The sequence below is a fragment of the Pseudomonas sp. Leaf434 genome, from assembly GCF_001425545.1.
In the GTDB taxonomy this organism is placed as follows: Bacteria; Pseudomonadota; Gammaproteobacteria; order Pseudomonadales; family Pseudomonadaceae; genus Aquipseudomonas; species Aquipseudomonas siliginis.
This window is the reverse complement of the sequence record NZ_LMQZ01000008.1, coordinates 385017-410312: the sequence shown is the minus strand read 5'-3', so window position 1 is coordinate 410312 and position 25296 is coordinate 385017. Positions and strand designations below refer to the sequence as shown.

Here is a 25296-nt window from a genome sequence, read left to right as displayed (position 1 = left end):
TTGGTCACCCGGCGATATCGCGAATGGCGATCTCGCTCATGATGCGTTCAAGCACCTGATCGATGGAAAGCTCCGTTGAATCCAGCTGAATCGCGTCGGCCGCCGGCTTGAGCGGGGCTACTGCGCGCTGGGTGTCACGCTCATCGCGTGCACGGATCTCATCTAGCAGACTCGACAGACTAACACCCTCGACTTTGCCCTTCAACTGCAAATATCGACGGCGCGCCCGCTCCTCGGCACTGGCGGTGAGGAAAATCTTCAGCGGTGCACCCGGAAATACCACCGTGCCCATGTCGCGACCGTCCGCCACCAGACCCGGCGCTTCCTGAAACGCACGCTGGCGCTGCAGCAGCGCCTCGCGTACGGCGGGCAGCGCAGCCACTTGCGAGGCCCCGGAACCGACGCTTTCGGTGCGAATGACATCGCTGACTTCGTCGCCTTCGAGAATAATCCGCTGCAGCTGACCTTCGGTCGCGGCGATGAACTGCACATCCAGATGAGCGGCCAATGTCTTCAGCAGCTCTTCATTGGTCAGGTCGACGCCATGGTTATGCGCAGCAAACGCGAGCAAGCGATAAAGCGCACCGGAATCCAGCAGGTTCCAGCCCAGACGCTTGGCCAGAATCCCGGCGACCGTGCCTTTGCCGGAGCCGCTTGGCCCATCGATGGTGATGACCGGTGCAATGTTTTTCACGACTGAGCCTCTTGTGCCACACGAATGCCGACTTGCCCGCACAGCGCGAGGAAGTTGGGGAACGAGGTCGCGACGTTGGCGCAATCATGGATGCGGATCGGTGCGGTAGCGCGCAACGAGGCAACGCTGAAGGCCATGGCGATACGGTGGTCGCCGTGACCGTGCACTTCACCGCCGCCGATCTGGCCGCCGTCGATGATGATGCCGTCCGGGGTCGGTTCGCACTTGACGCCCAGCGCCAGCAAGCCGTCCGCCATGACCTGAATCCGATCGGACTCCTTGACCCGCAGCTCTTCGGCACCGGTCAGCACGGTACGCCCTTCGGCGCATGCAGCCGCGACGAACAGGACCGGGAATTCGTCGATCGCCAGCGGCACCAGCGCTTCCGGAATCTCGATACCTTTGAGTTTAGCTGCCCGCACGCGCAAGTCAGCCACTGGCTCGCCGCCCACTTCACGCTGGTTTTCCAGAGTGATATCGGCGCCCATCAGTCGCAGGATATCGATCACGCCAGTACGGGTCGGGTTGATGCCAACGTGCTCGAGCACCAGCTCGGAACCCTCGGCGATCGAGGCCGCGACGAGGAAGAACGCCGACGACGAGATATCGCCCGGCACTTCGATGTGAGTCGCGGTGAGCTTGCCGCCGGACTCGACCGAAGCCGTGGCGCCGTCGACGCTGACCGGGTAGCCGAAGCCACGCAGCATGCGTTCGGTGTGATCGCGGGTCGGTGCTGGCTCGGTCACCGTGGTCTTGCCTTCAGCATAGAGACCGGCAAGCAGCAGGCAGGATTTCACCTGAGCACTGGCCATCGGCATGGTGTAGGTCAGGCCCTTGAGCTTATGGCCACCGCGAATGGTCATCGGTGGACGACCTTCGGCAGCGGTTTCGATCACGGCGCCCATTTCTCGCAAAGGATTAGCCACGCGATTCATCGGACGCTTGGACAGCGAAGCGTCGCCGGTCAAGGTGCTGTCGAAGTTCTGCGCCGCCAGCAGGCCAGAGAGCAGACGCATCGAGGTGCCAGAGTTGCCCAGATAGATTGGGCCCGGCGCAGGTTTCAGGCCGTGCAGGCCGACACCGTGGATGGTAACGCGGCCGTGGTGCGGGCCTTCGATGACCACGCCCATGTCGCGGAATGCCTGCAAGGTCGCCAGGGCGTCTTCGCCCTCAAGGAAGCCTTCGACTTCGGTGACGCCTTCGGCCAGCGAGCCGAGCATGATCGAACGGTGGGAAATCGATTTGTCACCCGGTACGCGAATCCGACCGGACAGGCGGCCACCAGGTTGAGCCAGGAAGATCAGATCGTTGGAATTCATAGCGTCCACATAGGCCCTGCGGGCCAGGATTTTACTGAAATGCTCGCGGGCAACCCGGGCGCGCGTGAAAACGCCCAACAATTGGTGCCCATCCCCTGCATCGACCGCGTCGCGCAAGGCGTCGAGGTCGCTGCGAAATGTATCGAGTGTGCGCAGGACAGCCTCGCGGTTGGCGAGGAAGATGTCGTGCCACATCACCGGGTCGCTTCCGGCGATTCTTGTGAAATCGCGAAAACCACCGGCAGCGTAACGGAAGATCTCCAGATTTTCATTGCGCTTGGCCAACGAATCGACCAGACCGAAGGCCAGCAGGTGCGGCAGATGGCTGGTCGCGGCCAGCACTTCGTCGTGACGCTCGACCTGCATGTGCTCGACATCGGCACCCAGTTCACGCCAGAGGCGATCGACCAGCGCCAGTGCGGCAGGATCGGTCTGCTCGAGCGGCGTCAGGATCACCTTGTGCCGGCGGAACAGCTCGGCATTCGAGGCTTCCACCCCGCTCTGCTCGGAACCGGCAATCGGGTGCCCCGGCACGAAACGCGCCGGCATGCCGCCGAACGCCTCGGTCGCCGCGCGCACCACGTTGCCTTTGGCGCTGCCGACATCCGTAAGAATCGCCTGCCCCAGATCCATGACAGCCAGACGCGCAAGCAGCTTTTCCATAGCCAGAATCGGCACCGCCAGCTGAATCACATCAGCACCGACGCAAGCCGTCGCCAAATCGTCTTCGCAGCGATCAACCACACCCAATTCGACCGCGAGCTTGCGCGATTGCGGATCCAGATCGACGCCGACCACTTCACGGCACAGGCCGCTTTCACGCAAACCTTTGGCAAACGAACCACCGATCAACCCCAGACCGACCACCACAAGGCGACCGATCATAGGTGCAGCAGGTTGCAGCGCAGTGACATCAACCACGAGCCAGAACCTTGCGCAGCGCCTCGAGGAAACGGCTGTTTTCGGCCGGCAGACCGATGGTCACCCGCAGGTGGTTCGGCATGCCGTAATTGGCCACCGGACGCACGATCACGCCTTCGCGCAGCAAGCCCTGGAAAATCGGCGCCGCGACCTGGCCGAGATCGACACAGATGAAGTTGCCTTTGGACTCGATCCAGCTCAGTCCCAGCTCACGGAAACCCGCCTGCAACTGCTGCATGCCGGCTTCGTTGAGCTGACGGCTTTGCGCCAGATATTCCTCGTCCTTCAGCGCCGCACACGCCGCCGCCAACGCGAGGCTGTTGACATTGAACGGCTGGCGAACGCGGTTCAGCACGTCTGCCACCACAGGCGTCGACAAGCCATAACCGACGCGCAGCGCGGCCAGACCATAGGCCTTGGAGAAGGTGCGCGACACCAGCAGGTTCGGGTACGCCGCGAGGAAGTCGAGACCGTCCGGCAAATCACTGCCTTCGGCGTACTCGATGTAAGCCTCGTCGAGGACTACCAGCACATGCTCGGGAACGTCCTGCAGGAATTCGTCCAGCGCTTCGGCGCCGAACCAGGTGCCGGTCGGGTTGTTCGGGTTGGCGATGAACACCACGCGAGTGTTGGCATCGATGGCCGCAAGCATCGCCGGCAGGTCATGGCCCCAGTCTTTGGCTGGAACGACTTTGGCCTGCGCACCGACAGCTTGGGTAGCGATCGGATACACCGCGAAGGCGTGCTCACTGAACACCGCATTCAGGCCCGGCGCTAGATAGGCACGCGCAACCAGCTCAAGAATGTCGTTGGAGCCATTGCCCAGCGTGACCTGATTCAGCTCGACGCGGCACTGTTCGGCGAGCAGCGACTTCAGGGCGAAACCATTACCGTCCGGGTAGCGGGTCAGCTCGGCCAGCTCTTCGCGGATCGCCGCCAATGCCTTCGGGCTGGCGCCCAATGGGTTTTCGTTGCTCGCCAGTTTGACGATTTTTGCCGGATCCAGATCCAGCTCGCGCGCCAGTTCGTCCACAGGCTTGCCCGGAACGTACGGCGAAAGTTGTTGCACGCCCGGCTGTGCCAGAGCGAGGAAGTTGCCACTCATTTGCTACCGCCCCTTAGAGAACTGCTTTCGGGTAGGAACCCAGCACTTTGAGTGCTACTGCTTCCTGACTGATCTTTTCCAGCACACCTTTGATCAACGGATCACGGTGGTGGCCGACAAAGTCGATGAAGAACACGTAGGTCCATTTGCCGCTGCGCGACGGACGGGTTTCGATGCGGGTCAGGTCGATGCCATTGTCGTGGAACGGCACCAGCAGCTCATGGAGCGCGCCGGGCTTGTTGCTCATCGACACGATGATCGAGGTCTTGTCGTCGCCGGTCGGCGGCACTTCCTGGTTACCGATCATCAGGAAGCGGGTCGAGTTGTCCGGGCGATCTTCGATCTTCTCGGCCAGACGCGTCAGGCCATACAGCCCTGCCGCCATGTCGCCAGCGATCGCTGCCGAATTCCACTCACCCTTGACCCGTTTGGCCGCTTCGGCGTTGCTCGACACCGCGACGCGTTCGACATTCGGGTAATGCGCGTCCAGCCACTTGCGGCACTGGGCCAGCGACTGCGCGTGGGAATAGATGCGACTGATGCTGTCGGTCTTGGTGTTTTCGCCGACCAGCAGATGATGGTGGATGCGCAGCTCGACTTCGCCACAGATCACCATGTCGTGCTCGAGGAAGCTGTCCAGCGTGTGGTTGACCGCGCCTTCGGTGGAGTTTTCCACCGGCACCACGCCGAAATTCACCGCACCGGCGGCGACTTCACGGAACACTTCGTCGATCGCCGCCATCGGCTTGCTGATCACCGCGTGGCCGAAATGCTTCATCGCTGCCGCTTGGGTGAAGGTGCCTTCAGGGCCGAGGTAGGCCACTTTCAGCGGCTGCTCCAGCGCGAGGCACGACGACATGATTTCGCGGAACAACCGCGCCATCTCTTCGTTGCCCAGCGGCCCCTGGTTGCGCTCCATCACCCGTTTGAGCACCTGAGCTTCGCGCTCAGGACGATAGAACACCGGCACTTCGCCTTCGGCCAGCGAGGCCATCTTCACGCGGGCGACTTCCTGGGCGCAACGCGCACGCTCACTGATCAGCTCGAGGACTTTGGTGTCCAGAGCGTCGATGCGAACGCGCAGTGCCTTGAGTTCTTGCTCGGACATCAGCCGTGTTCCTTCTCGAATTCCGCCATGTACGCCACCAGCGCGTTGACCGCGGTGATGTCGACGGCGTTGTAGATGGAGGCGCGCATGCCGCCCACCGAGCGGTGGCCCTTGAGATTGAGCAGGCCGCGCTCGTCGGCACCGGCGAGGAACGGCTTGTCCAGACGATCATCAGCCAGACGGAACGGTACGTTCATCCACGAGCGATCCGACTTGTTGATCGGGTTGCTGTAGAGGCCACTGGCGTCGATGAAGTCGTACAGGGTGCGCTGCTTGACGTCGTTGAGCCTGGCGATCGCTTCGACGCCGCCCTGCTCTTTCAGCCATTGGAACACCAGACCGGACAGGTACCAGGCCAGCGTCGGCGGGGTGTTGTACATCGAGCCGTTATCGGCCGCGACCTTGTAGTTGAGCATGGTCGGGCACAGCGAGCGGGCCTTGCCGAGCAAGTCTTCGCGGATGATGTTGACGACGATGCCGCTCGGGCCGATGTTCTTCTGCGCGCCGGCGTAGATCATGCCGAAACGCGAAATATCGACCGGGCGCGAGAGGATGTCGGAAGACATGTCGGCAACCAGTGGCACGTCACCGGTTTGCGGGATCCACTGGAATTCCAGACCACCGATGGTTTCGTTCGGCGCGTAGTGAACGTACGCGGCATCTTTCGACAGATTCCACTCGTTCTGGCCTGGGATGGCGAAATAGTCGTAAGGCTTGGCAGTGGCAGCCACGTTGACGAGGCCATAGCGCGAGGCTTCTTCGATGGCTTTCTGCGACCAGATACCGGTGTCGATGTAGTCGGCCGAGCCGCCTTCAGGCAACAGGTTCAGCGGGATCTGCGCAAACTGCTGACTGGCGCCGCCCTGCAGAAACAGCACTTTGTAGTTCGACGGGATATTCAGCAGGTCACGCAGATCCTGCTCGGCCTGGGTGGCAATGGACACGAACTCATCGCTGCGATGGCTCATTTCCATGACCGACAGACCCTTGCCGTGCCAATCAAGGAGTTCACCCTGGGCGCGCTGCAGGACAGCTTCAGGCAGCGCCGCCGGACCGGCGCAGAAGTTATAGGCTCGCTTGCTCACATCCAATCTCGCTCTGATTTGGTGGTATCACGCAATAAATCACACTACCGATCAACATGGCCCTGTGGGAGCGAGCCTGCTCGCGAATGCATCACCGCGGTGCTTCAGAGGTACCGCAGCGCCTGCTTTCGCGAGCAGGCTCGCTCCCACAGGGGATCTCCATGATGTCGAAAATTCATACCGGACAAATAACAAGGGGGCGAATTCTCATCCGCCCCCTCGTTTGTCCGCTTATTCCTGCGGTTCTTCGTCTGCTGCGGCGTCGAGTTGCTGGTCGTCTGCGGCCTCGTCGATACCGACGCTGCCTGCGATTTCCTCGCCCTCTTCACCTTCGAGCTCTTCGCCTTCGATTTCCGAAGGCTCCTGAACCCGCTCCAGCCCGACCAGGGTTTCATCCTTGGCCAGCTTGATCAGCGTCACGCCCTGAGTATTACGGCCCAGGCTCGACACTTCGCCGACACGGGTACGCACCAGGGTGCCCTGATCGGAGATCAGCATGATTTCTTCGCCGTCGAGCACCTGTACCGCGCCGACCAGACGGCCGTTACGCTCGTTGCTGACCATGGCGATCACGCCCTGACCGCCACGCTTGTACTCAGGGAACTCGGTGATCGCGGTGCGCTTGCCATAACCACGCTCGGAAGCGGTGAGGATCTGGCTGCCTTCTTCCGGGATCAGCATGGAAATCAGCTTCTGCCCTTCCGGCAGACGCATGCCGCGTACGCCGCGAGCGGTACGGCCCATGGCACGCACGTCGGACTCTTTGAAACGGGTGACCTTGCCGCCGTCGGAGAACAGCATCACTTCGCGCTCGCCATCGGTGATAGCTGCAGAGATCAGCACGTCGCCTTCGTCCAGCTCCAGCGCGATCAGACCGACGCTGCGCTGACGGCTGAAGGATTCCAGCGGGGTCTTCTTCACGGTGCCGTTGGCGGTGGCCATGAAGATGTAGTGACCTTCGGTGTATTCCTCGACCGGCAGCATGGTGGTGATGTATTCACCGTCATCCAGCGGCAACAGGTTGACCAGCGGACGACCACGGGCCGCGCGGGATGCTTCCGGAATCTCGTAGGTCTTGAGCCAGTACACCTTGCCCTTGCTGGAGAACAGCAGCAGCGTGGTGTGGCTGTTGGCGACCAGCAGGTGAGCGATGTAGTCCTCGTCCTTGACGCCGGTAGCCGATTTGCCTTTGCCGCCACGACGCTGAGCCTGATACGCAGCCAGCGGCTGGGTCTTGGCGTAGCCACCGTGGGAAATGGTCACGACGCGCTCTTCTTCCGGGATCATGTCACCCAGGGTCAGATCGAGACGGGCATCGAGAATTTCGGTGCGACGCACGTCGCCGTATTCGGCGCGGATCACTTCCAGCTCTTCGCGGATCACTTCCATCAGGCGCACGGCACTGTTGAGGATGCGGATCAGCTCGCCGATCTGGTTGAGGATCTCTTGATACTCGGCCAGCAGCTTCTCGTGCTCCAGACCGGTCAGGCGGTGCAGGCGCAATTCCAGAATCGCTTGTGCCTGTTCTGGCGAAAGGAAGTACTTGCCTTCGCGCAGACCGTATTGCGGATCGAGGTTTTCCGGACGGCACGAATCGGCACCGGCACGCTCAACCATCGCCACCACAGCCGAGGATTCCCAAGGCGTGCTGATCAGCGCTTCCTTGGCTTCCGACGGCGTTGGCGAAGCCTTGATCAGGGCGATTACCGGATCGATGTTCGACAGCGCAACAGCCTGACCTTCGAGAATGTGCCCACGCTCGCGCGCCTTGCGCAGTTCGAACACGGTACGACGGGTGACCACTTCGCGACGGTGACGGACGAAGGCTTCCAGCAGATCCTTGAGGTTGAGGATGCGTGGGCGGCCGTCGATCAGCGCGACGATGTTGATACCGAACACCGATTGCAGCTGGGTCTGGGCGTAGAGGTTGTTGAGGATCACCTCAGGCACTTCGCCGCGACGCAGTTCGATCACGACACGCATACCGTCCTTGTCGGACTCGTCGCGCAGCTCGGTGATGCCTTCGAGCTTCTTCTCTTTGACCAGCTCGGCGATCTTCTCGATCAGACGCGCCTTGTTCAGCTGGTAAGGCAGCTCGGTGATGACGATCTGCTGACGGCCACCGACCTTGTCGATGTCTTCGATGATCGAGCGGGCACGCATGTAAATGCGCCCGCGACCGGTGCGGTAGGCTTCGATGATGCCGGCACGACCGTTGATGATCGCGGCCGTCGGGAAGTCCGGGCCGGGGATGTATTGCATCAGCTCATCGACGGTCAGTTCAGGGTTGTCGATGAGGGCCAGGCAACCGTCGATGACTTCACCGAGGTTGTGCGGCGGAATGTTGGTCGCCATGCCCACGGCGATACCGCTGGAACCGTTGACCAGCAGGTTCGGTACACGGGTCGGCATGACCGCCGGGATCAGTTCGGTGCCGTCGTAGTTCGGCACCCAGTCCACGGTTTCCTTGTGCAGGTCAGCGAGCAGCTCGTGCGCCAGCTTGGTCATGCGCACTTCGGTGTATCGCATGGCCGCAGCGTTGTCGCCGTCGACCGAACCGAAGTTGCCCTGGCCGTCGACCAGCAGGTAGCGCAGGGAGAAAGGCTGGGCCATACGAACGATGGTGTCGTATACGGCAGTGTCACCGTGCGGGTGATACTTACCGATCACGTCGCCGACGACACGGGCAGATTTCTTGTACGGCTTGTTGTAGTCGTTGCCCAGCTCGCTCATCGCGAACAGTACGCGACGGTGCACGGGCTTGAGGCCATCGCGCGCATCCGGCAGTGCACGGCCGACGATCACGCTCATTGCGTAGTCGAGGTAGGACTGTTTCAGCTCGTCTTCGATATTGACCGGGAGGATTTCTTTGGCCAGTTCGCCCATGAGAAGCCTGATTCCTTTTTCTGGTGAAACTTCGTCATATCCATGTGGGAGCAACGAAGCTCGTCGGGGCCGGCCGAGTGCCATGCGCCGACTTACGACAAATCAACATTGGATCGCGGATTTGCGCAGTAAAGACAGCTCCGTGGAGCCGCCTCGGAAAACGCCGGATGTTATCACAAAGGCCGCCACGCACCTATCCCCCAGATGCGCATGGAGCATAGTTAGTTGACCGATGACAGGCTTGAGGGGGACGAGAGAAGCTCTGAGCTTCTTTGAATGTGAAATCTGAGGCAGATTTACAGTTGTTTATTGACATTCAGGCCCTCATCGCTGGCAAGCCAGCTCCCACAGGTTCAATGCCGGGCACAAAACCTGTGGGAGCTGGCTTGCCAGCGATGGGGTCCGCTCAGACGCAATAGTCCTTCAATGCAGGCGCTTGCGACACATCAGCAGGGCCATTTTCGCGGTGTCCGGGCGTTCGACGATGCCTTTCTCTGTGACGATCGCATCGATCAGATCCGCCGGAGTGACATCAAACACCGGGTTGAACGCTTCAACATCGGCACCGACGCGTTTACCGCCAACTTCAAGCAGTTCGGCGCCATCACGCTCTTCGATCGGGATGTCATCGCCGCTGGCGAGGTTCATGTCGATGGTCGAACTCGGCGCCACCACCATGAAGCGCACGCCGTGGTGCATGGCGTTGACCGCCAGTTGATAGGTGCCGATCTTGTTCGCCACGTCGCCATTGGCGGTGATGCGGTCAGCGCCGACGATCACCCAGGTCACGCCTTTGGTTTTCATGATGTGCGCGGCGGCGGAGTCGGCATTCAGGGTCACCGGGATGCCTTCGTTGGCCAGTTCCCACGCGGTCAGGCGCGAGCCTTGCAGCCACGGCCGGGTTTCGTCGGCGTAAACGCGCTCGACCATGCCTTCTATATAAGCAGCGCGGATCACCCCCAGCGCAGTACCGAACCCACCGGTGGCCAGCGCGCCGGTGTTGCAGTGGGTCAGGATGGCTTGAGCGTTGCCCTGATGCTTGCGAATCAGATCGACGCCAAGCTGCGCCATGGTCAGGTTAGCCTCGCGGTCGCTTTCATGAATGGCGATAGCTTCGGCTTCCAGCGCCGCCAGCGGATCGGCGTTGCTTTTCAGCCGATCCAGGCGATCATGCATGCGGCCCAGCGCCCAGAATAGATTGACCGCGGTCGGACGCGAATCGGCCAACAGCGCGAAATCCTCTTCCAGCGCCGCGTACCAGTCGCCGCCCTCGGCAATCCGCGCCCGCGCCGCGAGGACGATGCCATAAGCCGCACTGATGCCAATAGCCGGCGCGCCGCGCACGACCATCGAGCGAATCGCCTCGGCCACGCCGGCGGCGCTGGTGTAGGCGATCCAGGTTTCCTCGAACGGCAAAATACGCTGATCCAGCAGGTGCAGCGCGCCATCACGCCAATCGATGGCCTTTACTTTCTCCGCAGCCAACAGTCGATCGCGCATCCCACACCCCGCACTCATGAACAAAAGCCGCCGATTATAGCGATCCCCCCGCGAAGACGCTCGGGTATACTTCGCCATCCTTTACAAAAGCACTGGAACCGACCCTCGATGCCGAAACCTGCCATTGCGCTCGACCTGTTATTGCTGCCGACCTGGCTGGTCCCCGTCGAACCTGCAGGCGTGGTGCTCAAGGAGCACGGCCTGGGCATCCGTGACGGTTGCATCGTATTTATCGGCCCACGGGCCGAAGCGTTGAAGTGTAACGCGACAGAAATCCGTGAACTGCCGGATGTTCTGTTGGCGCCGGGACTGATCAATGCCCACGGCCACGCGGCGATGACGCTGTTCCGTGGCCTGGCTGACGATCTGCCGCTGATGACCTGGCTGGAAAACCACATCTGGCCGGCCGAAGGCAAATGGGTCGATGAGGATTTCGTCCGCGACGGCACCGATCTGGCCATCGCCGAGCAGATCAAGGGCGGCATCACCTGCTTCTCTGACATGTATTTCTTCCCGAAAGTCGCCAGCGAGCGCGTACACAACAGCGGTATCCGTGCGCAGATCGCCATTCCGATCCTCGATTTCCCGATCCCCGGCGCCAGCAGTGCCGACGAAGCCATTCGTCAGGGCGTCGAATTGTTCGGCGATCTCAAGCATCACGAACGCATCAAGATTACTTTCGGCCCTCACGCACCCTACACCGTCGGTGATGAGAACCTGGAGAAAATCAGGGTGATCGCCGAGGAGCTTGACGCCTCGATCCACATGCATGTGCATGAAACCGCGTTCGAAGTGCAGCAGGCGGTCGAGCAGACCGGCGAACGCCCGCTGGCCCGCCTCGGTCGCCTGGGCCTGCTCGGCCCACGTTTCCAGGCCGTGCACATGACCCAGATCAGCGATGACGACCTCGCGCTGCTGGTAGAAAGCAACAGCAGCGTGATCCACTGCCCGGAATCCAACCTCAAACTGGCCAGCGGCTTCTGCCCGGTCGAACGTTTGTGGCAGGCTGGGGTGAACGTTGCCGTCGGCACCGATGGCGCGGCGAGCAACAATGATCTGGACCTGCTCGGCGAAACCCGCACCGCCGCCCTGCTGGCCAAAGCCGTCGCCGGTTCTGCCACGGCGCTGGACGCCCATCGCGCCTTGCGCATGGCCACCCTCAATGGCGCCCGTGCGCTGGGGATCGAGGCGCAGGTCGGCTCGCTGGAGATCGGCAAAGCCGCAGACATCGTCGCTTTCGACCTGTCCGGTCTGGCGCAGCAACCGGTGTATGACCCGGTGTCGCAGCTGATCTATGCGACCGGGCGTGATTGCGTGAAACACCTGTGGGTTGCCGGCAAGCAACTGCTCGACGACCGGCGCCTGACCCGCATGGACGAACAACAGCTGGGCGAGACCGCCCGCCACTGGGGCCAGCGCATCAGCGGCCACACCGAATCGTAAACACCGCGGCGCAATATCCGCGGCTACAGCCTTTTTCAAGTTTTAGAGGATTTAACATGAGCAACGTCGACCACGCCGAAATCGCCAAATTCGAGGCCCTTGCCCATCGCTGGTGGGACCGTGAAAGCGAATTCAAGCCGCTGCACGACATCAACCCGCTGCGGGTCAACTGGATCGACGAACGAGTCAATCTGGCCGGCAAGAAAGTCCTCGACGTCGGTTGCGGCGGCGGCATCCTCAGCGAAGCCATGGCTCAGCGCGGCGCCACCGTGATGGGCATCGACATGGGCGAAGCGCCGCTGGCGGTTGCACAACTGCATCAGCTGGAATCCGGGGTCAGCGTCGAATACCGGCAGATCACCGCCGAAGCCCTTGCCGAGGAAATGCCCGAGCAGTTTGATGTGGTCACCTGCCTGGAAATGCTCGAGCACGTGCCGGATCCATCGTCGGTGATCCGCGCCTGTTTCCGTATGGTCAAGCCGGGCGGCCAGGTGTTCTTCTCGACCATCAACCGCAACCCGAAGGCGTATCTGTTCGCGATCATCGGCGCCGAATACATCATGAAGCTGCTGCCGCGCGGCACCCACGACTTCAAGAAATTCATCCGCCCCTCCGAGCTCGGCGCGTGGAGCCGCATGGCTGGCCTGACCGTCAAGGACATCATCGGCCTGACCTACAACCCGCTGACCAAGCACTACAAGCTGGCCAACGACGTTGACGTCAACTACATGATCCAGACCCTGCGCGAGGAATAAGCCGATGGCCATCAGAGCGGTACTTTTCGACATGGACGGCACCCTGCTCGACACCGCGCCGGACTTCATCGCCATCTGCCAGGCGATGCGCGTCGATCGCGGTCTGCCGCCGATCAACGACAAGCACATCCGCGACGAAATTTCCGGCGGCGCCAAGGCCATGGTCGCGGTGACGTTCTCGATGGATCCGGAATCGCCGGGCTTTGAGGAGCTGCGTCTGGAGTTTCTCGAGCGCTATCTGGTCGGCTGCGCAGTGCACAGCAAGCTGTTCGACGGCATGGGCGAACTGCTAGCTGACATCGAAAAGGCCAACCTGATCTGGGGTGTGGTCACCAACAAACCGTTGCGTTTCGCCGAGCCGATCATGCAGCGTCTGGGGCTGGCCGAGCGTTCGGCGCTGCTGATCTGCCCGGATCATGTGAAGAACAGCAAGCCGGATCCGGAGCCGCTGATCCTCGCCTGCAAGATGCTTGATCTGGATCCGTCGACCGTGCTGTTTATCGGCGATGATCTGCGCGATATCGAATCGGGCCGCGATGCCGGCACCAAAACCGCTGCGGTGACCTACGGCTACATCCACCCGGACGACAACCCACGGCATTGGGGTGCGGACGTGGTAGTGGACCACCCGCTGGAGTTGCGCAAGGTGCTCGACAGCGCGCTGTGCAGCTGCTGACCTGACTGTTGCAAATTCCCTGTGTGGCGAAGGGATTTATCCCCGCTGGGCTGCGAAGCGGCCCCCGCTTTTATCCAGGCGATGTGACACACAGGTTTTGCGACGGCTTCGCCGCCGAACGGGGATAAATCCCCTCGCCACTGGGTGAAGCAGGTCTTCATGAAATGGACTATGAGGTTTTTATGTTTGATTACACCGCTCGCCCTGAATTGCTCAAGGATCGGGTCATTCTGGTCACCGGTGCCGGGCGTGGCATCGGCGCGGCTGCGGCGAAGACCTATGCCGCACACGGCGCCACTGTGCTGCTGCTGGGCAAGACCGAAGCCAATTTGACGGAGGTCTACGACGAAATCGAGGCTGCCGGTCATCCGCAACCAGCGGTGATCCCGTTCAACCTCGAGACCGCCCTGCCCCATCAGTACGATGAGCTGGCGGCGATGATCGAAACCGAGTTCGGCCACCTCGACGGCCTGCTGCACAACGCTTCGATCATCGGCCCGCGCACGCCGATCGAGCAACTCTCCGGCGAAAACTTCATGCGTGTCATGCAGGTCAACGTCAACGCGATGTTCATGTTGACCAGCACCCTGCTGCCGTTGCTCAAGCTGTCCCAGGATGCTTCGGTGGTGTTCACCTCCAGCAGCGTCGGGCGCAAGGGTCGCGCATACTGGGGCGCTTACGGTGTGTCGAAATTTGCCACCGAGGGCCTGATGCAAACCCTGGCCGATGAAGTGGAAGGCGTTGCGCCGGTACGCTCCAACAGCATCAACCCGGGCGGCACGCGCACCAGCATGCGCGCACAGGCGTATCCGGGGGAAAATCCGCTGAACAACCCGACACCGGAAGAGATCATGCCTGTGTATCTGTACCTGATGGGCCCCGACAGCGCAGGCGTTAATGGCCAGGCGTTCAACGCCCAATAACGCCATACGTCGCATTTGTTGCCGCGGCAGAATGCTGTCGCGGCAAGCCATTGCCGCTCATAACCGTCACACAGCCGCCAAAAACCCAGCGCGGCTGCTTGGCATTCGCCAGCAAGTCATTGATTCGAAAAGCTTTAAATAAAATCGAACCGAATGGCACGCCTTTCGCTCTAAATTCCCTCAAAACATGCCGTGTGATGGCCATGGGGCAAACGCCGATTTCGATAGCTGACTGATCGTCTTGCGGCAGACTAAACTTACGCCAAACGTCCTACGGGACTGATGGATCAGTACGACGCGCAGCCCATAGCCGCTCTCACCCAGCCTGTAAGACAGACTTACTGCTTAGGGGCTCACGCCATATGAAATCTCCTTCCCAGACCCATGCAATTGACTTTGACAGTGCCAAATTGCAGCGCCTGGGCTTCGGTCAACTACCGGCGCTGATCGAGCGCCCGACCAGCCTGGCGCAACTGCGTCAGCAAATGAGCCTGCAACTGCAAACCAGCCTTGAGCCACAGCGCATCCTTGGCCTGTTCTTTCGCGAAATTCAACGCCTGGTGCCGCTGGACGCGCTCAGCTATGTGCATCAGGCCAGTGACTTGCGCCTGGAGTTCGGCACACGCGGCCACCACTCGGTCAGCTACACCCTGAGCCACGAAGGCGAGCACATGGGCGAGCTGGTCTTTCGCCGCAATCAGCGTTTCAACGACAAGGAACAGGGCGACCTCGAGTCGCTGCTGTCCTGCCTGCTGTACCCGATGCGCAACGCCCTGCTCTATCGCGCCGCGACCCAGAGCGCCTTGCGCGACCCGTTGACCGGTGCTGGCAACCGGGTAGCCATGGAGCAGACCTTGCAGCGCGAGATCGACATGTCGCGCCGCCATGCGCAACCGCTGTCGGTGCTGATGCTCGATATCGACCACTTCAAACGGGTCAATGATGACCACGGGCATGGCGCCGGTGATGACGTGCTCAGAGCCATTGCCGCGTCGATCAAGGCGCAACTGCGCAATGTCGACATGGTGTTCCGTTATGGCGGCGAAGAGTTTCTGATCCTGCTGTCCAACACCGGTCGCGAAGCAGCGGCGATGGTTGGCGAGCGTTTGCGCCAGGCGACGCAGTCAGAGGAATATTTTGCCGATGGCCAGTTGATCGAGATCACCGTGAGCCTGGGATGCTCGACGTTGTTGCCGGGCGAGTCGGCAGACAGCTTATTGCGCCGCGCCGACAGTGCGTTATATGTCGCAAAGCGCGAGGGGCGGAACCGGCTGGCGATGGCCGGCTAAAAATCATTGTGGGAGCGAGCCTGCTCGCGAAGAGGGAGGGTCAGACAACGATTCGTTGCATGACCCACCGCTTTCGCGAGCAGGCTCGCTCCCACAGTTCGATCAGCTTTCGGCTACGGTCCTGCGCTCGCGGTTGACCAGCAAGCGTTCCGAAGTCTCCAGCTGCATGCACCGCTCCAGAAACAGGTACATGTAGTCATAACTCTTGCAGATCGCCTGCCGCAGCTCGGCCTGCAACGCCTTGCTCGGGTTCATGCCGGCCAGGGTGCAGATGATTTCCAGCGCTTCCCACGGATGGGCATCGTCGTACTGGGCATGCATCTTCAACCACTTCATCGCGCGCTTGCGATCTTCTTCCGGAAACGCCGCGGCGTAGACCCCGGTCGAGCAGACCACCGCTGACCACTCCCCGGTCGCCCCCTCGATCGCATAATTGGTCGCGGCAATCGCCACGATCAGCGAATCCGCCGAGCTGGTGTGCCAGCACCAGTGACTCAGAGCATGCAGCTCCGGCGGCACTTGCTGGGCCTGGAGATCTTCGAGACTGACGCCATGGGCGCGACTCCAGTGCATCCAGTAGTCGGCGTGATTGAGTTCGACGCGGATGTTGCGCATCAGCCAGCGCCGCGCCATGTCTTCGCCGGGATGGCGGGCAAAGCGGGTCTTGGTGAGGTTCTGCGCCATGTACAAGGCAAACTGCTCGACCACCGGCCAGCCGCCGATGAGGTACTGGCGCATGGTTTTCGCGCTGAGTCTGTTGTCACGCATGCGCTGATAAAGTTCATGTTCGACAACCCGGCGCTTGCTCTCGCTGCAATCCTTGATGAGCTGTTGCGCCCAGGCAGGATAACTTGCAGCTTCCATGAGGGGTCCGGTTCGGTTGAATGTGTCGATCACTGTTCGGCTCCTTTTGAGTTGTGATGGCAAGGATCGGCGAGAGACTTCAACGGAACGTGCCAGGCGCTTTGAACAACAACGGCTGCGGTCTGGCAGGACGACTTTGCAAACTGTCACAGGTAAACAACTGCGGACGCTCGATGACATACCCCTGAGCGTAATCCACACCTATTTCAAGCAACGCCTGTTCGATCTGGTTAGTTTCAACAAACTCGGCAATTGTCTGCTTACCCATAACATGACCGATGTGATTGATCACTTCGACCATTGCCCGATTAATCGGGTCGTCCAGCATATCCTTTACGAAACTCCCGTCGATCTTCAGGAAGTCTACAGGCAAATGTTTCAAGTAAGCGAATGAAGACATTCCGGCACAAAAGTCATCCAGAGAAAAGTGACAACCTAAGCCTTTGAGTTCATTGATAAAACGAATTGCACTACCAAGATTTGCAATTGCACTGGTTTCGGTAATTTCAAAACAAATCATTTCAGGCGGTATAGCGTAGTTAACAAACTGTTCCCGCAGGAAGTGCAAAAACGCGTCATCTCCTATAGTAATGCCTGACAGATTAATCGCACACATTGCCAAAGGAAGTTCATGTTCCTGTTCAATACACTGGGCAATAACCTTGAAAACGTTTTGAACTACCCAGCGATCTAACTGGGTCATCAAACCATAACGCTCCGCTGCCGGAATAAAGCTGTCAGGCAAAATCATCCGCCCGGATTCATCATGCAGGCGCAGGAGAATTTCGATGTGTCCGGCCTGGCCGGGTTGCGGCTTGAGCGGCGCGATCTGCTGGGCATAAAGGCAAAAGCGGTTTTCTTCCAGCGCCATGTGCAGCCGTTGCACCCAAGCCATTTCACCGAAGCGCATGGACAGTTCGGAGTCGTCCGCATGATAGACCTGCACGCGGTTGCGGCCCTTTTCCTTGGCCATGTAGCAAGCCATGTCCGCCGCACGCAGGGAGGCTTCGAGAGTGGTCGGATTCTGCGCGACATGCACCAGGCCAATACTGACGGTGGTCAGGAACGGCCGTCCTTTCCAGACAAAATGCAGATTCTGCACGGTCTGACGCAGGCTTTCGGCAATCTTCTCCGCGATGTCCGGCGGGCAGTTCTCGAGCAAAATCCCGAATTCGTCGCCGCCCAGTCGCGCCAGGGTGTCGCCCTCGCGCAGGTCTGATTGCAGCAGCGTGCAGATATGCCGCAGCAACTCATCGCCCGCCGCATGACCACAGGTGTCGTTGACCAGTTTGAACTGGTCCAGATCGAGGAACATCAGGGCATGCCGGCCGGGCTGGCGCGTCAGGTTGTGCAAGGCCTGTTCGAGGCGATATTCGAATTCGCGGCGGTTCGCCAGACCGGTCAGCGCATCGTGGGTCGCCTGCCAGGACAGGTTGGCGATGTATTGCCGCTCCTGAGTCATGTCGTGCAGCACCAGCACTGTGCCGCTGACGTTGCCGGCATTGCGGATCGGCGCTCCGACCAGGGTCACCGACAGGGTGCTGCCGTCCAGCCGCTGGATCAGCTTGGAATGTTCGCTGCCGCCGCTGAGCTGGCCACTGAGAATGTGCTCGATCAACGTCAGCCCTTCGGTCTGGGCGTTATCGTCGAGCAGGTTGAACAGCGCCGACAACGGCAGCCCCGCCGCCTGCTCGGCCTTCCAGTGCGTCATGGCCTCGGCGGCGGGGTTCATGTAATCGATCGCGCCGTTGACGTCGGTGGTGATCACGCCATCGCCAATCGATTGCAAGGTGATGTGCGCGCGATCCTTTTCCAGTTGCAGCGCCTGGGCAAATTCATGCCGTTGCCTGAGCAGTTTGTGCGTGCGCCACAGCGCCAGCGCGATCAGACCCAGCGCGGTGGCCAGGTTGGTGAACAACAGCAGGCGCATGATCACCCGCGAGCCTTCGCCCAAGGCATCGCTGAAAGCCCTGGCCGCTGGGGTGACTGCATCGTTGATGGCGAAGATCTGTAACTTCCAGCGCTGCACATCGCCCGGGCTGGCCAGGTTCTGCGCAATGCCCTGGTGCATCTCCTGCGCGACTTCGTGCAATCGGTCGAGATAGGCATCGCCAATCGTCCAGCGATCGATCGCGGTTTCCAGATAACTATAGTGGCGAAAATTGAGGTACAGCCAGATGACGCTGGAGACATCGTCCGGATGATTACCGCCCTTGAGAATACCTTCGCGCGCCGCTTGCAGATCCGGCGGCTCACGATCCAGTGCCAAGCGCAATTGGTGCCCGCCCTGGGGCACGGCGATCGCCGTCAGGTATTTGCGGTAGATCGCCTCGTCACGGCTATCGGCGTAGAGGTTCAGGTAATAGATGGCGTCTTTCTGGCCCTTGGACCACAGGCTTTCGCCAGCGACGTAGCCTCGCACGGCCGAAAGCACGTAAAGGCTCACGCCCCCCAGTAATGCCTGGAACACCACGACAGCAATAAAGGGCCAGACGATACCCAACAACCGTGGTGTTCCCAGAGTCTGCTTTTGCTTCATGAGATTCCTTGCATGAGCACTGCCCGCTCGCCTTCCGGGCGAATTCGCTATGACGAGACTAGGTGGGGTTCTCGTTCAAGGCAAGGCGCGGCGTTACACCGCGCGCAGAACCTCTGACAGGTCGGCAAGGGTTTCGATCAGTGCTGTTGCAAGTTGCCGTAGAGCTTGGCGTACAGACCGCCGTCGGCGATCAGTTGGCGATGGTCGCCGTCCTCGGCGATCTGCCCGCCGTCGAACACCAGTACGCGGTCGGCCTGCTTCACCGCCGACAGGCGATGGGCAATGATCAGCGTGGTGCGGCCATGGAGAAACTTCGCCATCGCCTGGTGCAGGTTGTACTCGGTGGCAGCGTCGAGGGCCGAGGTGGCTTCGTCGAGAATCACCACTTTCGGCTCGGCGAGAATCATCCGCGCAATCGCCAGACGCTGGCGCTGGCCGCCGGACAAACGCACGCCGGAACGCCCGACGATGCTGTCGAGGCCATCGGGCAGCGCGCGGATGGTCGCGGCCATTTGCGCGATTTCCAGCGCCTGCCAGCAGGCTTCGTCGCTACGCATGCGGCCCATGGTCAGGTTGGCGCGCACGCTGTCGTTGAACAGCGCCGGATGCTGCAGCACCACCGCGACGTTCTCGCGTACCGTCTCCAGGCCAATCTCCTGCTGGGTCGATCCGCCGAAGCGGATGGTCCCGGCCGCTGGCGTGTACAGACCCAGCAGCAACTGCACCAAGGTGCTTTTGCCGCCGCCGCTCGCCCCGACAATCGCGACTTTTTCGCCGGGCAGGATCGACAGGTTCATCTGATCCAGCACCAGCTCGTCGCCATAACCGAAGCTCAGGCCTTGCACCTCGATGCCGACGGTGTCGCGACCCTTGAACGGATCGACGCCGCCGGGATACTGCGGCTCGTCGGCACGCGCCAGCAGTTCATTGATCCGCGTCAGCGCACCGCCCGCTGCGTAGTAGGCGTATTGCAGATTGAGCAGCTGTTCAACCGGGCCGATCATGAACCACAAGTAGCTGAACACCGCGAGCATCTGCCCGATCGAAAGATCGGAAAACAGTACGGTGAGCATCGCCGCCGCGCGGAAGATGTCGATGCCGAACTGGAACAGCAAACCACTGGCGCGGTTCGAGGCGTCGGTTTTCCACTGCGAGTTGACTGCGTAGTTGCGCACTTCCTGCGCGCGCACACCGAGGCGTCCGAGGAAATAGCCCTGACGATTGCCGGCGCGCACTTCCTGAATCGCATCGAGAGTTTCGCTCAGCGCCTGAGTGAAGCGCGAGGTGCTGTCGTTCTCGAGTTTTTTCAGGTGTTTGACGCGTTTGCCGAGCTGCACCGTGGCGTAGATCACCAACGGGTTGAACAGCAGAATCAGCAGCGCCAGCTTCCAGTGCATCCACATGAGGATGCTGGCGGTGCCGACCAGGGTCAGCATCGCGACGAGGAAGCGGCTGAGGGTTTCGCCGACGAATTTATCGAGGGTATCCAGATCGGTGACCAGGTGCGTGGTCACTGTGCCGCTGCCGAGGCTTTCGTATTCACCAAGGGAAATGCGCTTGAGCCGCTCGATCAGGCGTACGCGAATGCGGTAGACGATGTCCTTGGCCAGGCGCGCAAACAGCCGCGACTGCAACACGCCAAAACACAGGGCGCTGCAACGCAAGGTCAGGGTCACCACTAGCATCAGGCCGATATAACCCGCCGCCTGCTGCCACATGCTTGGCAGAAAATGATTCATGACTTTCAGTGCGGCATCGCCGTGGCCGAGCAGCACTTCGTCGACCAGCAACGGCAGCAGCAACGGGATCGGCACGCTGCACAGCGTCGCCAGCACGGCCACGCCGTTGGCGATCCACAGGGATTTCTTGTGATGCAGTGCCAGACGCCGGACTTCAGCCCAGCTCAGCCGGTCGACACGCTCTACGGCTGGCGTGTCATCGGCGCGGTCATACACAGGCCGCGCGCTCCAGCCAGCGGCCGAGCAACGGCGACAGCTCGCTGAGCGGTTGATAGCCGTTGGTCAGCAGCGCCAGTTGCCCGTTGCGCTCGGCCAGCAGGGTCGGAAAACCGGCGATGCCCAAGTCCTGCACCCAAGTGAAATCGGCCTGGGTCGCCTTGTGCTGATCGGCATGATCGAACAACGCCGCGAATTCGATACGCGGCACACCGGCCTGCTCCGCCAACTCGACCAGCACGCTGGCCTGGGTGACATCGCGACCTTCGGCGTAAAACGCCTGCTGGATCAGCCCGACCAATGTCCACGCGCAATCCGGCGCCAGACTGCGCGCGGTGACAATGGCGCGACAGGCAGGCTCGGTGTCGTAGACAAAACCGTCAGGCAACGCGCCGTCGAACTTGAACGGCTGGCCGGTGGCCTCGGTGACCGCTTGCCAGTGCTCGAGAATGTAGCGGCGCGTGGTCGGCTCCAGCGCCGAACCGCTGCCGGTGCGCAGACCGCCGACCACCAGATGCAGCTCGACCCCGGCTGCCTGCGCCTGCTCGACCAGTGCCTTGGCCACCGGAGCAAACCCCCAGCACCATGAACACATCGGATCCATCACATAGAGCAGGCGCGCAGACATGATTAAGCCTCGGAAGATGCTTGCTTATAGTTGTAGCCGATCGGGTGCGGCTGATTGCGTGCCTTGGCCAGTTCGATCTGCTTTTGCCGATCGATGGCGCTGCGCCGGGTTTTCTCGCTGAGCTTGTCCCAGCAATGCGGGCAACTGATGCCGGCGACGTAGTGCTCGGAGGCGCGATCTTCAACGCTGACCGGCGTGCGGCAGGCATGACATTGATCGTAGTCGCCTTCCGTCAGGTCGTGACGCACGGTGACGCGGTTGTCGAAGACGAAGCAGTCGCCGCGCCATTTGGTTTCTTCCTGCGGCACCTCTTCGAGGTACTTCAGGATGCCGCCCTTGAGGTGGTAGACCTCTTCGAAGCCCTCGCCGAGCATGTAGCTCGAGGCTTTCTCGCAGCGAATGCCGCCGGTGCAGAACATCGCGACCTTCTTGTGCACGGCCGGGTCGAAGTGTTCTTTGATGTAGTCGGGAAATTCGCGAAAACTGGTGGTTTTCGGATCGATGGCACCTTCGAAAGTGCCGATCGACACTTCGTAATCGTTGCGCGTGTCGATCAGCAGCACTTCCGGGTCGCTGATCAGCGCGTTCCAGTCTTGCGGCTCGACGTAAGTGCCGACCTTTTTGTTCGGGTCAACGCCCTCGACGCCGAGGGTGACGATCTCTTTCTTCAGCTTGACCTTGGTGCGATAGAACGGCTGTTCGTCGCAGTACGATTCCTTGTGGTCAATGTCGACCATGCGCGGATCGTTCTTGAGCCAGGCGAGCAGACCGTCAATGCCTTCGCGGCTGCCGGAAACCGTGCCGTTGATGCCTTCTTCGGCGATCAGCAGAGTGCCTTTGATGCCGTTGTCGACCATCGCTTGCAGCAGTGGCTCGCGCAGGTCAACGTAATCTTCGAGGGTGACGAACTTGTACAGTGCCGCCACGACAATCGGTTGTGTCATGGGTATTTCTCCAGGTGGCTACCCTCGCAAAGGGTGAACCGGATTCAATAAAAAACGCGCCGGCTAAGCGGCGCGTTGCGGATTCTAGCAAAAAACATCACCGCCTGCGGCTGTGCCCTGTAGGAGCTGCCGAAGGCTGCGATCTTTTGATCTTAATGTTTGCTACCGCCGGCACAGGTCGGCGACGCCGGAGCGCCGTCGATCTCTGCCCATTCCTGCGGGGTGTAGGTGTGCAGCGCCAACGCATGGAACTCGCCCATCAGCTCGCCGAGCGTGCCGTAGACTTTCTGGTGGCGCTTGACCCGGTTCAGGCCTTCGAACTGCGCGCTGACCACCACCGCCTTGTAGTGGGTCTGTGACCCGCGACTGTGCATGTGGCTTTCGTCCAGCACTTGCAGGTGCTCAGGCTGTAACAGAGCCAGCGTCGATTCGATGCGTTGTTGCATGGTCATCACGAACTCCGCTTACTTCTTCTTGGCTGGCGCCGCGGCCGGGGTCAGCTCTTTGGTCATGTCGTCGAGCAGCTTGTTGACCACTGGCACCGCGCTTTCCAGTTTGCCCTGGGTCATCTGCGCCGACTGCTGGGTCAGCTGCGGCATTTTTTCCAGGACTTTCTTGCCCAGTGGCGACTGGTAGAAGGCAACCAGATCTTTCAGCTCGGATTCGCTGAAGTTGCTGGTGTAGAGCTTGACCATGTCGGGCTTGAGCTTGTTCCAGCCGATGGCCTGGTCCAGCGCGGCGTTGGCCTTGGCCTGGTAGGTTTCGAGCACGGCTTTCTTCGACTCAGGGGCTTTGGTCTGTTCAAAGCGCTGGGCGAACATTTGCTGCACTTGCATGTACACCGGGGTACCCAGCTTGTCAGCGTGAGCCAGCGTCAGGAAAGCTTCGGCACTGGCGTTGTGGCTGGCGGTATCGGCAAGCACCTGGCCGCTGGCGCAAACCAGTGCAACCGCGGTACAGATGGCGCGAAGACGAGTCATCGAGTTTCCTTTAAGCAAAGCGAGGTCGAACCCCAAGGGCGACCATTCTGCGCCTAACAATCGCTATGGCTCAACCCCCGGCCCTTGCCGCGCTTGATTGGCGGGGTTTTGCGGTCAACAATCGAGCCGATGGAACCACCCGGGCCGATGCCGGCCTAAATTGCGCCAACAGACCAACAGGAGTGTGCACGATGAGCCGTATCGAAACCGACAGCCTGGGCCAGATCGAGGTCCCGGACGACGCTTACTGGGGTGCTCAGACGCAACGCTCGCTGATCAACTTCGCAATCGGTCAGGAACGCATGCCGCTACCGGTGCTGCACGCCCTGGCGCTGATCAAGAAAGCCGCCGCACGGGTCAACGACCGCAACGGCGACCTGCCCGCCGACATCGCTCGCCTGATCGAACAGGCCGCCGATGAAGTGCTCGCCGGCGAGCATGACGAGCAGTTCCCGCTGGTGGTCTGGCAGACCGGCAGCGGTACCCAGAGCAACATGAACGTCAACGAAGTGATCGCCGGTCGCGCCAACGAACTGGCCGGCAACCCGCGCGGCGGCAAGTCGCCGGTGCACCCGAACGATCACGTCAATCGCTCGCAAAGTTCCAACGACTGCTTCCCCACCGCCATGAGCATCGCCACCGCCAAAGCGGTGCAGGAACAACTGCTGCCGGCGATTGCCGAGCTGTCCGGCGGCCTCGCTGAACTGGCGGCACGGCACATGAAACTGGTGAAGACCGGGCGCACGCACATGATGGACGCGACGCCGATCACCTTCGGTCAGGAATTGTCCGGCTTCATCGCGCAACTGGATTATGCCGAGCGCGCCATCCGCGCCGCGCTGCCGGCGGTCTGCGAACTGGCGCAGGGCGGCACTGCGGTCGGCACCGGGCTGAATTCGCCGCACGGCTTCGGCGAGGCGATTGCCGCCGAGCTGGCCGCGCTGTCCGGCTTGCCGTTCGTCACCGCGCCGAACAAGTTCGCTGCACTGGCCGGTCATGAACCGCTGGTAACGCTTTCAGGTGCGCTGAAAACCCTCGCTGTGGCCTTGATGAAGATCGCCAACGACCTGCGCCTGCTGGGCTCAGGTCCTCGCGCAGGTTTTGCTGAAGTGAAGCTGCCGGCCAACGAACCGGGCAGTTCGATCATGCCCGGCAAGGTCAACCCGACCCAGTGCGAAGCGCTGTCGATGCTCGCCTGCCAGGTGCTCGGCAACGACGTGGCGATCGGATTTGCCGCCAGTCAGGGGCACTTGCAGTTGAACGTGTTCAAACCGGTGATCATTCACAATCTGCTGCAATCGATCCGTCTGCTCGGCGATGGCTGCAGCAACTTCCAGCAGCACTGCATCGCCGGGCTCGAACCGGATGCGGAGGTCATGGCCAGGCATCTGGAACGTGGGCTGATGCTGGTGACTGCGCTGAACCCGCACATCGGTTATGACAAGTCGGCGGAGATCGCCAAGAAGGCCTACAGCGAAGGGCTGACTTTGCGTGAGGCTGCGTTGCAGCTGGGTTATCTGACTGATGAAGAGTTCGATGCCTGGGTGCGCCCGGAGAACATGATCGAGGCCGGGGCCAAGGGCTGAGTCATGTAGCGCCTGAAAGTCCGTCTTCGCGAGCAGGCTCGCTCCCACAGGAAAATTGCATTGCAAAGTGGGAGCGAGCCTGCTCGCGAATACAGG

General features: G+C 61.0%; 21 protein-coding genes. 6 read left to right on the top strand and 15 right to left on the bottom strand.

Features of this window, described 5'->3' with window-relative positions:
• Positions 1-4: 4 nt before the first annotated feature.
• From cmk to mtnA, 7 genes are all read right to left on the bottom strand, one after another.
• Complete coding sequence (gene cmk / locus ASG55_RS16685; RefSeq protein WP_056788351.1) at positions 5-694, bottom strand: (d)CMP kinase; 690 nt, start codon at positions 692-694, stop codon at positions 5-7.
• Complete coding sequence (locus ASG55_RS16680; protein ID WP_056788627.1) at positions 691-2898, bottom strand: bifunctional prephenate dehydrogenase/3-phosphoshikimate 1-carboxyvinyltransferase; 2208 nt, start codon at positions 2896-2898, stop codon at positions 691-693. The genes cmk and ASG55_RS16680 overlap by 4 nt, the downstream gene beginning before the upstream one ends.
• Positions 2899-2926: 28 nt before the next feature.
• Complete coding sequence (gene hisC, locus ASG55_RS16675; RefSeq protein WP_056788348.1) at positions 2927-4039, bottom strand: histidinol-phosphate transaminase; 1113 nt, start codon at positions 4037-4039, stop codon at positions 2927-2929.
• 13 nt (positions 4040-4052) lie between these two features.
• Positions 4053-5147, bottom strand: coding sequence for a prephenate dehydratase (gene pheA / locus ASG55_RS16670; protein WP_016770924.1), 1095 nt, complete (start codon positions 5145-5147; stop codon positions 4053-4055).
• A complete protein-coding gene (gene serC / locus ASG55_RS16665; protein WP_056788347.1) occupies positions 5147-6232 on the bottom strand; it encodes a 3-phosphoserine/phosphohydroxythreonine transaminase in 1086 nt (361 codons plus the stop codon). Before serC ends, pheA begins: the two co-directional genes overlap by 1 nt.
• Before the next feature lie 231 nt (positions 6233-6463).
• Positions 6464-9118 carry a DNA gyrase subunit A gene (gene gyrA / locus ASG55_RS16660; RefSeq protein WP_056788344.1) on the bottom strand — a complete coding sequence of 885 codons (2655 nt, stop codon included), beginning with the start codon at positions 9116-9118 and terminating at the stop codon, positions 6464-6466.
• Between the two features lie 423 nt (positions 9119-9541).
• Positions 9542-10618 carry an S-methyl-5-thioribose-1-phosphate isomerase gene (gene mtnA / locus ASG55_RS16655; protein ID WP_056788343.1) on the bottom strand — a complete coding sequence of 359 codons (1077 nt, stop codon included), beginning with the start codon at positions 10616-10618 and terminating at the stop codon, positions 9542-9544.
• 108 nt (positions 10619-10726) lie between these two features.
• On the opposite strand from mtnA, the gene ASG55_RS16650 reads away from it, so the two are divergent.
• The 4 genes from ASG55_RS16650 (at position 10727) to ASG55_RS16635 (ending at position 14415) form a co-directional block, all read left to right on the top strand.
• Positions 10727-12061: a TRZ/ATZ family hydrolase gene (locus ASG55_RS16650; protein WP_041478271.1), complete on the top strand. Its 1335-nt coding sequence runs from the start codon at positions 10727-10729 to the stop codon at positions 12059-12061.
• A gap of 56 nt (positions 12062-12117) precedes the next feature.
• Positions 12118-12816 carry a bifunctional 2-polyprenyl-6-hydroxyphenol methylase/3-demethylubiquinol 3-O-methyltransferase UbiG gene (gene ubiG, locus ASG55_RS16645; RefSeq protein WP_007908399.1) on the top strand — a complete coding sequence of 233 codons (699 nt, stop codon included), beginning with the start codon at positions 12118-12120 and terminating at the stop codon, positions 12814-12816.
• Positions 12817-12820: 4 nt separating this feature from the next.
• On the top strand, positions 12821-13492 hold the full coding sequence (gene mupP / locus ASG55_RS16640) for an N-acetylmuramic acid 6-phosphate phosphatase MupP (RefSeq protein ID WP_056788340.1): 672 nt from the start codon (positions 12821-12823) through the stop codon (positions 13490-13492).
• 182 nt (positions 13493-13674) lie between these two features.
• A complete protein-coding gene (locus ASG55_RS16635; RefSeq protein ID WP_024013876.1) occupies positions 13675-14415 on the top strand; it encodes a YciK family oxidoreductase in 741 nt (246 codons plus the stop codon).
• Here the strand turns inward: ASG55_RS16635 and ASG55_RS26855 are convergent.
• On the bottom strand, positions 14402-14620 hold the full coding sequence (locus ASG55_RS26855; protein WP_156388199.1) for a hypothetical protein: 219 nt from the start codon (positions 14618-14620) through the stop codon (positions 14402-14404). The genes ASG55_RS16635 and ASG55_RS26855 overlap by 14 nt on opposite strands.
• Positions 14621-14777: 157 nt before the next feature.
• On the opposite strand from ASG55_RS26855, the gene ASG55_RS16630 reads away from it, so the two are divergent.
• A complete protein-coding gene (locus ASG55_RS16630) occupies positions 14778-15704 on the top strand; it encodes a GGDEF domain-containing protein (RefSeq protein WP_041478268.1) in 927 nt (308 codons plus the stop codon).
• Positions 15705-15806: 102 nt separating this feature from the next.
• On the opposite strand, the gene ASG55_RS16625 is transcribed toward ASG55_RS16630, so the two are convergent.
• The 7 genes from ASG55_RS16625 to ASG55_RS16595 all read right to left on the bottom strand — a co-directional run bounded on the left by ASG55_RS16625 (position 15807) and on the right by ASG55_RS16595 (position 23614).
• Positions 15807-16568, bottom strand: coding sequence for a TenA family transcriptional regulator (locus tag ASG55_RS16625; RefSeq protein WP_406226932.1), 762 nt, complete (start codon positions 16566-16568; stop codon positions 15807-15809).
• A 79-nt stretch (positions 16569-16647) separates the two neighbouring features.
• Positions 16648-19107 carry an EAL domain-containing protein gene (locus ASG55_RS16620; protein WP_056788335.1) on the bottom strand — a complete coding sequence of 820 codons (2460 nt, stop codon included), beginning with the start codon at positions 19105-19107 and terminating at the stop codon, positions 16648-16650.
• Positions 19108-19244: 137 nt separating this feature from the next.
• Entirely contained in the window at positions 19245-21062 is a 1818-nt protein-coding gene (locus tag ASG55_RS16615; RefSeq protein ID WP_056788332.1) for an ABC transporter ATP-binding protein, read from the bottom strand.
• Positions 21055-21657, bottom strand: coding sequence for a DsbA family protein (locus tag ASG55_RS16610; protein WP_177180902.1), 603 nt, complete (start codon positions 21655-21657; stop codon positions 21055-21057). The genes ASG55_RS16615 and ASG55_RS16610 overlap by 8 nt, the downstream gene beginning before the upstream one ends.
• A 35-nt stretch (positions 21658-21692) precedes the next feature.
• Positions 21693-22634 carry an oxygen-dependent tRNA uridine(34) hydroxylase TrhO gene (gene trhO, locus ASG55_RS16605; RefSeq protein ID WP_041478261.1) on the bottom strand — a complete coding sequence of 314 codons (942 nt, stop codon included), beginning with the start codon at positions 22632-22634 and terminating at the stop codon, positions 21693-21695.
• Positions 22635-22786: 152 nt separating this feature from the next.
• Complete coding sequence (locus ASG55_RS16600) at positions 22787-23086, bottom strand: BolA family protein (protein WP_016770935.1); 300 nt, start codon at positions 23084-23086, stop codon at positions 22787-22789.
• 12 nt (positions 23087-23098) lie between these two features.
• Complete coding sequence (locus ASG55_RS16595) at positions 23099-23614, bottom strand: DUF2059 domain-containing protein (RefSeq protein WP_016770936.1); 516 nt, start codon at positions 23612-23614, stop codon at positions 23099-23101.
• Between the two features lie 191 nt (positions 23615-23805).
• Here ASG55_RS16595 and ASG55_RS16590 point away from each other — a divergent pair, with 191 nt between their 5' ends.
• Positions 23806-25200: a class II fumarate hydratase gene (locus ASG55_RS16590; protein ID WP_056788329.1), complete on the top strand. Its 1395-nt coding sequence runs from the start codon at positions 23806-23808 to the stop codon at positions 25198-25200.
• Positions 25201-25296: the final 96 nt, after the last annotated feature.